The organism is Streptomyces sp. H27-H1 (genome assembly GCF_026627445.1).
In the GTDB taxonomy this organism is placed as follows: Bacteria; Actinomycetota; Actinomycetes; order Streptomycetales; family Streptomycetaceae; genus Streptomyces.
This window is the reverse complement of record NZ_JAPNLJ010000014.1, coordinates 90,839-104,548: the sequence shown is the minus strand read 5'-3', so window position 1 is coordinate 104,548 and position 13,710 is coordinate 90,839. Positions and strand designations below refer to the sequence as shown.

Here is a 13,710-nt window from a genome sequence, read left to right as displayed (position 1 = left end):
CGTTCGGCCCGGCCTGCATCTGTGCTCCGACCAATGCTGGGCGACGCTCCCATCGGCCTGTGACTCACGTCACATTGCGTTCCTGTCAGGAATCGGATGGCTGTCCCGCTCAAGTCGCCGAGAGCCCAGCGAACCCCCAGGAGCATCATATGAAGCACCGCATCGTCGTTCTCGGTGCCGGCTATGCCGGGGCCTACGTGGCCGGGAACCTGGCCCGCCGGCTGTCCCCGGCGGACATCGAGATCACCGTGGTCAACGCCGAGCCGGACTTCGTCGAGCGGCTGCGGCTCCACCAGGTCGCGGCCGGCCAGGAGATCGAAACCCGGAAGCTCGCCGACATCTTCACGGGCGCGGGGATAAGGCTGCGCCTGGCCCGTGTCACCACCGTCGACCCCGAGCGCCAGGTCGTCGCCGTGACCGACGCCGACGGCGGCACCGAACTCGGCTACGACACGCTCCTCTACGCGCTCGGCAGCCACGGTGACGACCGCGGCGTCCCCGGCGTGGCCGAGCATGCCTTCGACGTCGCCGCCCGGCCCTCGGCGCTGCGCCTGCGCGAGCGCCTGGACGGTCTGCGGGAAGGCGGGAACGTGCTGGTAGTCGGCGACGGGCTGACCGGCATCGAGACCGCCACCGAGATCGCCGAATCCCGGCCCGGCCTGTCGGTGACGCTGGTCGCCCGGGGAGAGCTGGGCGCCCAGCTCTCCGCCGGAGCCCGCGGCCACCTGCGTCTGGCCTGCGACCGCCTGGGCATCACCGTCCTGGAGCACACCAGCGTCGAAGCCGTCGAAGCGACGCGGGTACTGTGCGCCGACGGCACCGCCCTGGCGTCCAACGCCACCGTGTGGACAGCAGGATTCGCGGTCAACCCGATCGCCGCTGCTGCCGGACTGGAGGTCACCGAGAACGGTCGGATCCTTGTCGACCGCACCATGCGCTCACTCTCGCACCCGAACGTCTACGCCGCCGGCGACAGCGTCTACGCCATCGGCGCCAACGGCCTGCCCCTGCCGATGTCCTGCGCTACGGCCGGCTACACCGGCATGCAGGCCATGAAGGCCATCGTGGGACGCCTCACCGGCAGCAAGATCGGACACGTCAAGCTGGACTACCCGGGCAACCACATCAGCCTTGGGCGGCAGGACGGGATCCTGCAGATGGTCGACCGCGAAGGACAGGCAAAGCCGAAGTACCTGGGCGGCCGCAAGGCCGCGCGGATCAAGGCGGCCATCCTCAGGATGTCGCTGTGGACCAACTCGCACCCGACTTTCTGCCTGCCCAAGCGCAAGCGCCACCTGGCCGCCGCGCCGGAAGCGTGCGCCGCAAACGCGGTCCCGTACGCGCCGGATGTCCCCGCCGACAAGGCGTCCGCGTAGCTGCCTAGGGTGATCCACATGGACAGCAACGTCAGTGATCGCTTCGACACCAGCCGGTTCGAGGCCAGCCGGAACCGGCTGGCCTCGCTCGCGTACCGTCTGCTCGGCTCGGCCTCCGACGCCGAGGACGCCGTGCAGGACGCGTTCCTGCGCTGGCAGGCCGCCGACCGGGAACGGATCGACGTGCCGGAAGCGTGGCTGACCAAGGTCGTCACCAACCTGTGCCTCGACCGGCTCCGCTCGGCACAGGCGCGCCACGAGCGAGCGGCCGGCGCTTGGCTGCCCGAACCGCTCTTGGAGGGTGACCCGATGCTCGGCCCGGCCGACACCTTCGAGCAGCGCGAATCGGTTTCCTTGGCCGTACTGACCCTGATGGAGCGCCTCTCGCCCCTCGAGCGGGCCGTCTACGTCCTGCGCGAGGCCTTCTCCTGCAGCCACGCCGAGATGGCCGGGATCCTCGGCATCACCGAGTCCGCGAGCCAGCAGCACGTCCATCGGGCCCGGATCCGGGTCGCCGCTGAGCGCCGCCGCAGCGGCGAGGCCGACCCCGCGTCCGCGCGCCGGGTCGTCGAGGAGTTCCTCGCCGCCGCCGCGTCGGGGAGCACCGAACGTCTGGTAGCGCTGCTCACCGACGATGTGACGGCACTCTCGGACGGTGCCGGGCTGGCCAAGCGGCTGTTGCAGTACAAGACGCCCGAGCGGGTTGCCTCCCACGTGCGGGCCGGCTTCAAGCCGACGCCGGCGAAGCGGCGGCTGGCGGGCGGCTCACCCGCGTTCCATTTCGCACTGGTCAACGGGTCCCCGGCCGTCCTCGCCGTGGTGGACGAGCGGGTTGTGGGCGCCGTGGCGTTCGAAGTCCGTGACGGCAAGGTCGCCTCCCTGCGCGGCATCGGTGCAGCGGTCCGGCTCGCGCGCCTCAACGAAGCCTGGCGGCAGCACGAATCCGACGCGCCGGTTATCGCCGCATGGTGACCAGATCGGCTGACCAGGACTCCGCTCGTACGTACAGCCCCTGCTGCCATGTCCGCAGAGTCTCGGGCCGCATAGTCAGCTCGCGACGCGGGCCGCTCGCTCGCGGAGTTGCCTACGGGATACGCCGTGCGGTGACCGCCCGCAGGCGTGACCGCGCCGGTCAGCCTGTGCGGCGGCGGGAGCGGGAAAGAGCTCGCCCGCCGAGCACCGTTCCGATCAGCCCCAGCAGCCGGGCGTACTTCGACGACAGCTCCAGCTACGGCCGCGAATCGGCACTGGTGCGTCTACGACGGAGGTTCCTGGCCCCAGCGGCCCCAGGCCGCGGTCCTGCGGTCGGAATGCGTATGCGGCTGGACCGGGCCATCTCGTCCCGTGAACTGGGACGAGATCGGAGACCAGCCGTTCCACCAGGCCGGCACCGACGACGCCCAGCCACCCTCCAGGCGGCGGCTTTCCCCAGCCTGCGGGCGGCTACCCAGCCAGGAGAGGCCGGCCACGGTGGCTGCGGCTGGGGCGCACTAGCGCGGGAGGAGGGCGCGGATGGTCTTGCCGCCTTCGCGTGTGGGGGTGACGGCGACGGCGTGTGAGAGGTCATTGACCATGTGCCACCCGAACCCTTGGGTGCCGTCGTGCAGGTCAGGAATTCGCCAGTGTGGCAGTCGGGGGCTGGGGTCCTCGACGGGCCACTTCGATGGCGGCGGGGTACACGGTCAGGCGCGGGGTGTAGGTGCCGCCGCCGTGGCGCAGGGCGTTAGCGACGAGAACTGTCAGGCGGCCAGCGCGCGCAGCTCGCCCTCACCCTGGGCATCGCCAAGCGGCCCGAGCTGCTCATCCTGGACGAGCCGGCCCTCGACCCGCTCGCCCGACGGGAGTTCATGCAGGACCTGATGGAGGCGGTCGCCGAGCACGAGATGAGCGTCGTGCTCTCCTCCCATCTCGTCTCCGACGTGGAGCGGACCTGCGACTACGTCATCGTCCTGGTCGACTCCCGGGTCCAGATCGCGGGCGACATCGACGACCTGGTCGCCTCGCACCACCGGCTCACCGGCCCGCGCCGTGACCCGGCCACCTTTCCGGCAGGCCAGCACGTCATCTCCGCCAGCCACACCGGCCGGCAGACCGCGCTCCTGGTGCGCACCGACACCGCGGTCCGCGATCCGTCCTGGACCGTGAGCCCGCTCGGCCTGGAGGACATCGTCCTGGCCTATATGACCCGCCCCGCGGACGCGTTCCGCGACTCCCGACCCACCCTTGAGGTGCTCCGATGATCTGGCTGACCTGGCGGCAGTTCCGCACCCAAGCCACGGTCGTGTACCTCGCCCCTGGCCTGCCTCGCCGTGCTCCTCGCGGTCACCGGCCCGCAACTGGCCGACCTCTACACCAGTGCCGGAAACGACCTGCTCGGCCGGATCACCAGCACCGACCAGAGGAAGCCCTCAACGCCCTCGACCTGGCGGAGCGGATGAACCTGGACGACCTGGTGCTGCGCGCCGCCGAACTGCTGGTCTTCCCGGTTCTGACCCGCGACCGGCAGGCGATGGCCGACCTTGTACTGAGCACCTTGGGGCCGCTGCGGCAAGCCCGGTGCGGGCCCCTGCCCATGCTGGAGACGCTGATCGCATACTTCGACTCCCGGCTGCAACGCCGCGCAGGCGGCCCGCCGGCTCAGCCTGAGCGTGCGGGCGTTCACGTACCGGCTGGAGCGCATCCAGCAGCTCACCGGCGCGAACCCCGCCGACCCGGTCCACCGCTACAGCCTCCAGACCGCGGTCATCGGTGCCCGGCTGCTCGACTGGCCCGCCAAGGAGCTTTGACGGCGGTCCGGTTGCCGGACTCCGGAAACGGCAAGACCCGATTCGCGGAGTTGAAGGTCCTGTCAAAGTCGCGTCAAGAACGTATAAGGTCGGTTGCGGTGTGCCGGGAAGCCTGGTCGGCGAACAAGGGACAATTCTCTTTTCCGATCGGGGGCTCATCTCATGGTGCTTGTCGCGGTTTTCGGTGTGGCACTGCTGGTCGCGGTGCTGCTGTCCGTCCTCGCCGCCCGAACGGTCCTTTCCACCTCCTTTCTCTTCCTCATCGGTGGGGCACTGGTCAGCGACGGGTTCCTGGGTCTGATCCACATCACACCGGACAGCGGCATCGTCGCCGTTACGGCCGACCTCGCACTGTTCGCGGTGTTGTTCACCGACGGAATGCACGTCTCCTTCCCGGCTTTGCGCAGCGCCTGGAAGAACCCGGCGCGCGCCCTGGGCCTGGGGATGCCGCTCGCGTTCGTGTTCATGGCTCTGGTCACCCACTACCTGGTGGGTCTGGACTGGACGACCTCGCTCCTGGTCGGCGCGGTGCTGGCGCCGACCGACCCGGTGTTCGCGTCGGCGATCGTCGGGCGCAAGGAGGTTCCGGCCCGGCTGCGACAGCTCCTGAACGTGGAGAGCGGCGTCAACGACGGCCTCGCGCTGCCCGTCGTCCTCCTTGCTGATCGCGGCAGCGGGCCCGGCAGCGGGTTCCGCGGAGGCATCAGGGTCGAAGATCGCGCTCGAGCTGACTCTGGGGCTCTTCTTCGGTGCCGTGCTGCCGCTGCTGGTGAGCGGGCTCGTACGGTTCCAGCTGCTGGGGGCCGAGCCGAAGCTGCAGCCGCTGCTGGCGCTGGCGACCGGCGTGATCCTGTACGCGGCCTGCCACCTCACCCACGCCAACCCGTACTTGGCCGCGTTCTCGGCGGGCGCGGTCCTGGCCTCCGTGTCGCCGGAGTCGAAGCGGGCCTTCGAGCCGCTGGGCGAGGCACTGGCCGAGCTGGCGAAATTCGCCGCACTGCTGGTCTTCGGGGCGTTGCTGACGCCGCAACTGTTCGGGGACCTGCCGTGGGGCGGGTACGCGGCGGTGGTGCTGGCGATCGTGCTGATCCGGCCTGCGTCCCTGCTGCTGTCGCTCATAGGGACGCCCTTCGACCGCCGCGAGAAGCTGGCCGCGGCCTGGTTCGGGCCGAAGGGCTTCGCCTCGGTGGTGTACGGGCTGCTGGTGCTTCAGTCCGGGATCCCACGGGCCGAGGAGGCGTACACACTGATCGCGGTGTGCATCGCCTTCTCGATCATCGCGCACACAGCAGCACGGACGTCCCCGTGGCCCGTATGTTCCGTGTCAACGACCTGGTCGGCATCCCGGACGGGGACCAGGCCGGGCCCCACGACACCCCCGAAGCGAACGGAACTCTCCATGCGCGCACGTGACCTCGCAGTCGAGTACGAGACCGTCACCGTCGACACCGACGCCCTGGCGGCGGCCCGGCTGATGGCGAGCCATCGGCTGCCGGGGCTGCTGGTCCTGGACGGGCAGGGCGCCCCGAAGGCGATTCTGCCCGCCTCCCAGATGATCCGGATGCTCGTGCCGGGGTACGTGCTGGAGGACCCGGCGCTGGCGGCGGTGATCGACGAGAAGCACGCCGACCGGCTGTGCGCGGCCCTGCGCGGTCGGACCGTCGGCGCCTGCCTGCCGCCCAAGGCGCCCGCGCCGCCGGTGGCCGCCCCGGACGACACGGCGCTGGAAGTGGCGGCCCTCATGGCGCAGCAGCGCAGCCCGCTCGTCGCGGTCGTCGAACGGTACAAGGACGGCACCGCGACGCTTCTCGGCGTGATCACCGCGGCCCACCTCCTGGACCGGCTCCTCGACGCGGCCCCGCCGACGAGCCCCACGACCCCGACCCCTTGAGAAGAGTGACGTGAGCGACTGGCACAGCTGGGCGGCGATCGCCGTCTTCATCGGCACCTACGCCCTGATCATCAGCGAGAAGATCCACCGGGTCGCCGCCGCCCTCGGCGGCGCCGGCCTGATGCTCGCGATCGGGGCGACCGACGACGTCTCGGCGTTCTACTCCGAGGACTCCGGCATCGACTGGAACGTCATCTTCCTGCTCCTGGGCATGATGATGATCGTCGGCGTGCTGAAAAAGACCGGCCTGTTCGAGTACCTGGCCATCTGGTCGGTGAAGAAGGCCAGGGCGCGCCCCTTCCGCGTGATGGCCATGCTCATCGTCATCACAGCGTGCGCCTCCGCGCTCCTCGACAACGTCACCACCGTGCTGCTCGTCGCACCGGTGACCCTGCTGGTCTGCGAGCGTCTGAACCTGCCCGCGGCCCCGTTCCTGATCGCCGAGGTCCTCGCCTCCAACATCGGCGGCGCCTCCACCCTCGTCGGAGACCCGCCCAACATCATCATCGCCAGCCGCGCCGGACTGACCTTCAACGATTTCATCGTCCACCTCGCCCCGCTGTGCGTGGTCCTGGTGGCCGTCCTGATCGGCCTGTGCCGGTGGATGTTCCGCGCCACCTTCGTCTACGACGAGGAGCGGGCCGCCGAGATCATGGCCCTGGAGGAACGCGAGGCCATCAAGAACCCGCGCCTGCTCGTGCAGGGGCTGGTCGTCCTCGCCATGGTCGTCGCCGGGTTCGTACTGCACCCCGTGCTGCACTACGAGCCCAGCATCGTCGCCCTCCTCGGCGCGGGGCTGCTCGTCGCGATCTCCACGGTGGAGACGGGCGAGGTCCTGGCCGAGGTCGAGTGGCCCACCCTGGCCTTCTTCGCCGGCCTGTTCATCATGATCGGCGGGCTGATCGACACCGGCGTCATCAAGGAGGTCTCCGACGCCCTCGCGAGCGCCATCGGCGGCCGGGAGCTGGGCGGCTCGATGCTGATGCTCGGCGCCTCCACGGTCCTGTCCGGGGTCGTGGACAACATCCCCTATGTGGCCACCATGGCCCCGATCACCAGCGACCTCGTCCAGTCCATGGGCGGAAGCGGCGACCACGTCATGTGGTGGGCCCTCGCCCTCGGGGCGGACCTCGGAGGCAACGCCACCGCCATCGGAGCCAGCGCCAACGTCGTCGTCCTCGGCATCGCGGAACGCAACCGCCAGCCCATCACCTTCTGGCAGTTCACCAAGTACGGCCTGGTCGTCACCGCCGTCACCACCGCCATCGCGGCCCTCTACATCTGGCTCCGCTACTTCACCCTCGTGTGAGGGGCCACCCCGACGGATGGAGTCAGCCATGGGGTACGACGAGGAGCCGGTCTTCAAGCGCAGCAAGTGGGGAACCAACCGCTACACCTACAACCCCGCCAACCCGATCGGCTCGCACTGGTCGTCATCAGCCTGGTCTTCGCCGCGACGATCGTGCTCCTGGCCAACCGGGCCGGCCCCTTCGCACCCGATCCCGGCCCCACGCCCGTGGAACCCGCCCGCCTTCGACTAGCCGCCACCGACCAGCGCCCCCACGTCCTGAAGGGGCCTGGGCGTGTGTCTATCGGCTTCGCCCCCTCGTCCACTCGACCCGCCGTCTTGTTCGCTCGGCGCAGGGTGGCGGTGTCCTTGTCGTTGTTCCAGACGTAGGCGGCGCGTTGCTGGAACAGGGTGGTGGCGGTGTTGGTGCCTTTCCCGGTTTTGACGGTGACGGTCTTACCGGCGCCCAGGGTGAAGGTGGCGAAGGTGTAGGTGTGGCTGGAGGTGTCGGTCAGCGTCCAGCCTTTGAGGTTGACCGCGGTGGTGGTGCCGTTGGTGATCAGCACCCACTCCCCATTGATCGAGGTGTTCCCAGCCCTGGTCGGTGGTGCGTACGTCGTCCTCAAGCGGCGGATGACCCCAGCCGGGGTGTCCGCGAAGGCTCGCCGGGGCATCCCGGCCGGACCCGGTCGTAGAGCTCCGGCACGTCGTTGAACACCTGGCCGAGGCCTCGTGGATTCGGGCTTGTCATCGCACCCTCCCGCTGAGGTTCTCGCCGACGTGCCGATCCTTGGAAGTGATCGCACCGAGGGCGAGGCGCGTTTCCTGGACCGTTCGAGGACGCGGTCGTGGACGGTCGAAGAACACGTCAGCCCACCCGGAGACCGACCGCCAGTGTCAGTTCGAGGACCCGGTGCGGCGACCCGAGATCCGGAAACAGCTCCCGTAGCTGCGACATCCTGTACCGGACGGTCTGTGGATGGACGAACAACGCCGCCGCCACCTCGTCCCGCCTGCCCTGGTGCAGCAGCCACGCCCGCAGCGTCTCCTCAAGCCGCCGCGCGGTCGCGGCGGGCAAGGTCCGCAACGGTGCGAGGGCTCGGGCACGCAGGTCTGCGAACGCGTCCGCGTCGGCGCTCAGTACCAGCTCGGGCAGGTGGTCCTCGGTGTCGCGGATGTCGCAGGAGAGGGAGCGCGCGCGTACGGCTCGTGCGTACGAGGCTGACGCGCGCGTCCATGGCCGGGCCGGGCCGACCACGGCAGTGCGGTCGGGCAGCTGCCTCAGGAGATGTGCTCGGTCGGCATCGGAGACGAGCAGCACCCCGGAGGCGTCCGGCAGATCGTCGAGGACAAGGGTGCCCGGGTCGAGCGCGCGGCAGGCGGGCCGGGCCTGGGCGGCGGGCAGCAGGACTGCGGTCAGCGAAACCGGCGGCTGCCACCCGGCCCGTTGAGCAGCGGCAAGGAGCACGTCCGGGCTCGCGCCGGAGAGGAGGTCGCGGGCCAATTGTTCCAGGTGGCGCTCGTGGGCCCGGCCCCGGGCGGCCAGTTCGTCGGCGTGGCCCGCGGCGCTCGCGGCGGAGAGCTCGTCGATGTAGGCGAAGGTCAGCTCGGCGAACTTGGCGACCCCGGCGGCGGGCAGACCTGCGGGTACGGCACCCGCGGCCAGGCCTCGCCAGGCCACACGGGCTCCGACCCGGTAGGCGCTGAGCAGGGCGTCCATCGAACGGCCGTCGCGGACCTCGCCGCGGCCCAGCTCGTAGGCCGCGTCGCCGGCGTCGCCGCCCGTGGCGTTCCCGCTCGCGAGGTCCAGGTAGAGGCTCAGGGCGGTGCGGACGGCTCGGCGGATGGTGGCGCCCATGCGGCCGGAAAGGGCGTTGGCGTAGGGAGGGACCTCGTCGATGATCGCCTGGACGACCTCGTCGGCGGTGGTCCTCAGCGCGGCCCGAATCGCGGTGACCGTCGTCTCATCCAGGACCAGTTCGCTGGCCCTCCGGACTGCATGGCTCACGTTTTTATTCCCTGCGAACAATTCAGCTGATCAGATTCACGTCCTACGGACAGGACTTTACCCTCTGAAGCACACCAAGCTGGAGTCATGACGAGTACAGCCCTCCGTAGTAGGGCGTGGAAACTGCTGGAGATGGTCACGACGCCGCTGCTGCCGTCGGACTACCTCGACCTGGTCAGCCCGCTGCGTGCGGGCGGCGACCTGCGAGGACGCATCGAGGCCGTGCAGCCCGAGACGGGTGACGCCGCGACCATCGTGATCAGGCCGGGACGGGGCTGGCGCGGCCACACAGCCGGTCAGTACGTGCGGATCGGGGTCGACGTCGACGGGGTGCGCCTGTGGCGTGCCTACTCGGTCACCTCGCCGACAAACCGCCGGGACGGCCGGATCACGATCACCGTGAAGGCGATCCCGGACGGCAAGGTCAGCAACCACCTGGTCCGCAAGGCGAAACCGGGCACGCTGATCCAGCTCGACCAGGCGGCCGGTGACTTCGTGCTGCCGGAGGCCAAGCCGGCCAAGGTGCTCTATCTGACGGCCGGCAGCGGCATCACGCCGGTGATGGGCATGCTGCGCGACATCGAGTTCGACGACGTCGTCATGGTCCACTCCGCGCCACAGCCGCACGACGTGATCTTCCGCAACGACCTGCACGACCTGGTCGCGGACAAGAAGCTGCGGCTCACCGAGCTGCACACCGATACGGACGGCATGCTCGACATCGCCCGTCTCGGCGAACTCGTCCCCGACTGGGCCGAGCGCGAGACCTGGGCGTGCGGGCCCGCGGGCCTGCTCGACGCCGCCGAGGAGCACTGGACCGGGCACGGTGTCCCAGAGCGCCTGCACACCGAACGCTTCCGCCCCGGCGTAGTCGTCGCCGGCGATGGTGGCGAGGTCACGTTCGGCACGACCGGCAAGATCGTCGACGCGGACGGTGCCACGCCGTTGCTGGACGTCGGCGAGGAAGCCGGCGTGCTCATGCCGTCCGGGTGCCGCATGGGCATCTGCTTCGGCTGCGTCACACCGCTCACGGCGGGCGCCGTCCGCGACCTGCGTACCGGCGAGATCACCGAAGCCGGGCCGGGCGTCCTCATCCAGACCTGCGTGTCCGCCGCGGCGGGCCCCTGCGACATCGAACGGTAGGAGCACCGTGACTGCCACCGACCCCACCGCCCACCTGACCGCGGAGCAGATCGAGGAGCTCGGCCGCGAACTGGACGCGATCCGCGACGAGGTGATCGCCGGCCGCGGCGAGAAGGACGCCGCCTACATCCGCAAGGTCATCTCGGCACAGCGCAAACTCGAACTGGTCAGCAGAGGCGTCCTGCTGTTCTCGATCTTCCCGCCCGCGTGGCTGATCGGCACCGCCGGCCTGTCCGTCGCGAAGATCATGGACAACATGGAGATCGGCCACAACATCCTGCACGGCCAGTGGGACTGGATGCGAGACCCGAAGATCCACTCCACCACCTGGGACTGGGATCACGTCTCGCCGGCCGACCAGTGGAAGCACTCGCACAACGAGCTGCACCACACGTACACCAACGTGATCGGCAAGGACAACGACCTCGGCTACGGCATCATGCGCGTCGACGAGGACCAGAGGTGGCACCCGTTCCACCTCGGCCAGCCGCTGTGGAACTTCATCAACGCCTGCTTCTTCGAGTACGGCATCGCCGCCTACGACCTGGAGCTCGGCAAGAACCTGCACAAGCGCCGCCGCAAGAACCCGGAGTTCCGCGCGCGGGCCGGGGCCGTGGGCCGCAAGATTCGCAAGCAGGTGCTCAAGGACTACGTGATCCACCCGCTCCTTTCGGGCCCGTCGTTCCTCACCACGCTCGCCGCCACGTTCACCGCGAACCTGGTCCGCAACGTCTGGACCCACTCTGTGATCATGTGCGGGCACTTCCCCGAGGGCGTACAGGTCTTCGAGCGCCGGTCGATCAAGGGCGAGACGCGCGGCCAGTGGTACCTGCGCCAGATGATGGGCTCGGCGAACATCAGCGGCAGCAAGGCCATGCACTTCATGACCGGCAACCTGTCGCACCAGATCGAGCACCACCTGTTCCCGGACCTGCCGAGCAACCGGTACGCCGAGGTCGCGGTGAAGGTGCGCGCGCTGTTCGAGAAGTACGAGCTGGAGTATGTCACCGGGCCGCTGCCCAAGCAGGTGTACTCCGCGTGGCACAAGGTCTTCCGGCTCTCGCTGCCGAACAAGAAGCCCAAGGTCACGACGCCGGACCGCGAGCAGGCGCTCGTCGCGGCCTGACTCCTGGTACTGGTTCGGCCCTTCGGCCGTACCGACGGCACCGCCGGTCTCGGTGAGATCCCTCGGAGGGGCCCGGGGCCAAGGCCCCGCCAGGGATCTGGCCCGCGGCCGGCTGAAGGCGGGCGTGATCGACCGCGGCCGGTTCGCACCGACCGAGGAAGGAACTCCTCAAGGCGCTGTGATCAGCCCCTGCTGCTGAACGTTGCTCTGCACGGACTGGAACAGGCCGCAGGGTGCCAATACACGGTTCGGGCCGGGCGCGAGCCCGGCGCCGCCCCGGGAACCCCGGTGCTGGCGAGGTATGCCGACGACTTCGTCGTGTTCTGCCACGACGAGGAACAGGTGCACCAGGTCAGGGCCCGACTGAAAGCTCGCTCCTGAGGAAGGCGAACTCGCCCACGAGGACGAAGTGGTGTGGCTGGAGGACCCCGCACGACTCGACTACGTACGCCAGGCCCTCGACAAGACCCCTCGCCGCAGAGGCAAGCCCCGCTACGCCCGCGACGGACGTATGGCCGGCTTCATCGAACTCAGCGACACGGCGGAAGCAGACCCCGACAGCGGCCTGCACAAGCGCAGGGTGTTCTACCTCCTGCCGCACGACCGCGACGCAGAGCCCGACGGTCCCCACAAGACCGGAGGCCCCGGCGAGGCCGTAGACCCCCGCACCGTCCAGCCAGGAGCGGTAGGCAAACGTCGCCGCGCTTGCGGGCCCATCCATTAGGCAGACCGACCGACAGCACCTGGACCTGTCCCAACATGGGGTCCGGACGGGGCCTCAGGGAAAACAGTCTTTGACTTGCCCGCGTACTGACCACGGAATGGTGCCGAGTCCGCTACGGCGGCCCTGCTACGGGCCCCGTGCACCGGCTGGCCGGCCGGCCAACTCTCCGACCTCCGGGTAATCGGTCCCAGGCCTCCGCCCGGCGGGACGGCAAGGGCGATATCTCATATCGCGAGATTTCAAACGGCGGAATGTCTGCTGACGTCGTGTTTCCGTCTGCTTTCGGCCCGCATGAGCTCGACTTCCGCCTTCCACCTGTTTGGCAAAGTCGCTTTCCGGCCAGGCGTGGCGACATTCGGTCGATCGTGTTGGCCGGAATTAAGAGTTCCGTCGCGTTGCCGCAAAGCTTCCCGCAACGTTCGGGAAGCAAAAGGAAGGCCGCACTTTCCCCGCGAATTACGAGGGAAGTGCGGCCTTCTTCAGCCGGGGACTCCGCGCTCAGACGATATGCCGCCCGCCGTCCACGGTCAGCACGTCGCCCGTCGTGTAAGCGGCATTCACCAAATACCAGGTCGCCTCCGCGACGTCCTGCGGGGTACCCACGCGACGCAGCGGGGTGTTCTGTGTGATCCAGTCCCGAGAGCTCTCCCAGACCTGCTCCGCGCCCTCGTACCACGGGGTGTCGATGAGCCCGGGGGCGACGGCGTTCACCCGGATCGAGGGGCCGAGCTGGGAGGCCAGCAGGCGCGTCATGTGGTTGACCGCAGCCTTGCTGACCGCGTAGGGGATGGAGCTCCCCAGGGCGCGAGTGGCCGAGACCGAGGAGATGTTGACGATGGAGGCGGCGTCGGATGCGCGCAGGTGAGGAGTGGCGGCAGTGATCATCTGCCACACGCCGATCACGTTGACCTCGAAGATCTCGCGCCAGGCGTCGGCGTTGGCGCCCTCGAGGTCGTCGAGCGGGATGAAGCGGGTGGTCCCCGCGTTGTTGACGAGGATGTCCAGGCGCCCGTACGCGTCAATCGCGGCCTGCACCATGTGCTTCGCGGACTGCGCGTCCGCCACGTCGCCCCGGACGTACACGGCGTCCGGGAGTTCTGCCGCCAGTTCCTTGCCCGCGGCTTCGCTCCGTGCGGAATTGACGACGATCCGAATTCCTTCGGACGCGAGGCGCCGGGCGATCCCGGCGCCAATTCCGGATGACGATCCAGTGATAAGGGCTACGCGACTCTCGCTCATTGCGGTCTCCAGGGGATGTGCTCGTTGACAAGATCCAGAACGCGATCGTAGTCTACCGATAGACGGAACAATGTTTCCGCATAACGGAAAACTGGCCGCGTGTGTGAGTGGATCGGCATGGTATGTCCG

11 protein-coding genes and 2 pseudogenes are annotated in these 13,710 nt (G+C 69.1%); 10 read left to right on the top strand and 3 right to left on the bottom strand.

What is annotated here, in order from left to right:
- Nucleotides 1-149 precede the first annotated feature (149 nt).
- From OTB20_RS17520 to OTB20_RS17485, 7 genes and pseudogenes are all read left to right on the top strand, one after another.
- A complete protein-coding gene (locus tag OTB20_RS17520; protein ID WP_267818558.1) occupies nt 150-1,376 on the top strand; it encodes an NAD(P)/FAD-dependent oxidoreductase in 1,227 nt (408 codons plus the stop codon).
- Nucleotides 1,377-1,394: 18 nt separating this feature from the next.
- Nucleotides 1,395-2,348 carry a sigma-70 family RNA polymerase sigma factor gene (locus tag OTB20_RS17515; protein WP_267818557.1) on the top strand — a complete coding sequence of 318 codons (954 nt, stop codon included), beginning with the start codon at nt 1,395-1,397 and terminating at the stop codon, nt 2,346-2,348.
- Nucleotides 2,349-3,223: 875 nt separating this feature from the next.
- Nucleotides 3,224-3,616, top strand: a complete 393-nt coding sequence (locus tag OTB20_RS17505; protein ID WP_267818555.1) for a hypothetical protein — start codon at nt 3,224-3,226, stop codon at nt 3,614-3,616.
- A 155-nt stretch (nt 3,617-3,771) separates the two neighbouring features.
- Nucleotides 3,772-4,162: pseudogene (locus OTB20_RS17500) on the top strand (PucR family transcriptional regulator); the annotation flags it as partial.
- 162 nt (nt 4,163-4,324) lie between these two features.
- A pseudogene (locus OTB20_RS17495) lies at nt 4,325-5,575 on the top strand (cation:proton antiporter).
- A complete protein-coding gene (locus tag OTB20_RS17490; protein WP_267818553.1) occupies nt 5,562-6,053 on the top strand; it encodes a CBS domain-containing protein in 492 nt (163 codons plus the stop codon). Before OTB20_RS17495 ends, OTB20_RS17490 begins: the two are co-directional and overlap by 14 nt.
- A 10-nt stretch (nt 6,054-6,063) precedes the next feature.
- Nucleotides 6,064-7,362 carry an ArsB/NhaD family transporter gene (locus OTB20_RS17485; RefSeq protein ID WP_267818551.1) on the top strand — a complete coding sequence of 433 codons (1,299 nt, stop codon included), beginning with the start codon at nt 6,064-6,066 and terminating at the stop codon, nt 7,360-7,362.
- A 53-nt stretch (nt 7,363-7,415) separates the two neighbouring features.
- Here the strand turns inward: OTB20_RS17485 and OTB20_RS42450 are convergent, their stop codons facing one another.
- Nucleotides 7,416-7,907, bottom strand: a complete 492-nt coding sequence (locus OTB20_RS42450; protein WP_420716430.1) for a lamin tail domain-containing protein — start codon at nt 7,905-7,907, stop codon at nt 7,416-7,418.
- Nucleotides 7,908-8,209: 302 nt separating this feature from the next.
- Complete coding sequence (locus OTB20_RS17475; RefSeq protein ID WP_267818549.1) at nt 8,210-9,349, bottom strand: PucR family transcriptional regulator; 1,140 nt, start codon at nt 9,347-9,349, stop codon at nt 8,210-8,212.
- Nucleotides 9,350-9,436: 87 nt separating this feature from the next.
- On the opposite strand from OTB20_RS17475, the gene OTB20_RS17470 reads away from it, so the two are divergent.
- From OTB20_RS17470 to OTB20_RS17460, 3 genes are all read left to right on the top strand, one after another.
- Nucleotides 9,437-10,492, top strand: a complete 1,056-nt coding sequence (locus OTB20_RS17470; RefSeq protein WP_267818547.1) for a ferredoxin reductase — start codon at nt 9,437-9,439, stop codon at nt 10,490-10,492.
- A gap of 7 nt (nt 10,493-10,499) precedes the next feature.
- Nucleotides 10,500-11,618 (top strand): fatty acid desaturase family protein, encoded by a 1,119-nt coding sequence (locus OTB20_RS17465; RefSeq protein WP_267818546.1) that lies wholly within the window; start codon nt 10,500-10,502, stop codon nt 11,616-11,618.
- 412 nt (nt 11,619-12,030) lie between these two features.
- Nucleotides 12,031-12,342, top strand: coding sequence for a DUF6009 family protein (locus OTB20_RS17460; RefSeq protein ID WP_324290389.1), 312 nt, complete (start codon nt 12,031-12,033; stop codon nt 12,340-12,342).
- 498 nt (nt 12,343-12,840) lie between these two features.
- On the opposite strand, the gene OTB20_RS17455 is transcribed toward OTB20_RS17460, so the two are convergent.
- Nucleotides 12,841-13,581, bottom strand: coding sequence for an SDR family NAD(P)-dependent oxidoreductase (locus tag OTB20_RS17455; RefSeq protein WP_267818543.1), 741 nt, complete (start codon nt 13,579-13,581; stop codon nt 12,841-12,843).
- Nucleotides 13,582-13,710 lie beyond the last annotated feature (129 nt).

Excerpts from the sequence above, each read along its gene's own strand:
- OTB20_RS17520 (WP_267818558.1), top strand. The coding sequence starts at position 150 with ATGAAGCACCGCATCGTCGTTCTCGGTGCCGGCTATGCCGGGGCCTAC.
- OTB20_RS17515 (WP_267818557.1), top strand. The coding sequence starts at position 1,395 with ATGGACAGCAACGTCAGTGATCGCTTCGACACCAGCCGGTTCGAGGCC.
- OTB20_RS17505 (WP_267818555.1), top strand. The coding sequence starts at position 3,224 with ATGCAGGACCTGATGGAGGCGGTCGCCGAGCACGAGATGAGCGTCGTG.
- OTB20_RS17490 (WP_267818553.1), top strand. The coding sequence starts at position 5,562 with ATGCGCGCACGTGACCTCGCAGTCGAGTACGAGACCGTCACCGTCGAC.
- OTB20_RS17470 (WP_267818547.1), top strand. The coding sequence starts at position 9,437 with ATGACGAGTACAGCCCTCCGTAGTAGGGCGTGGAAACTGCTGGAGATG.
- OTB20_RS17455 (WP_267818543.1), bottom strand. The coding sequence starts at position 13,581 with ATGAGCGAGAGTCGCGTAGCCCTTATCACTGGATCGTCATCCGGAATT.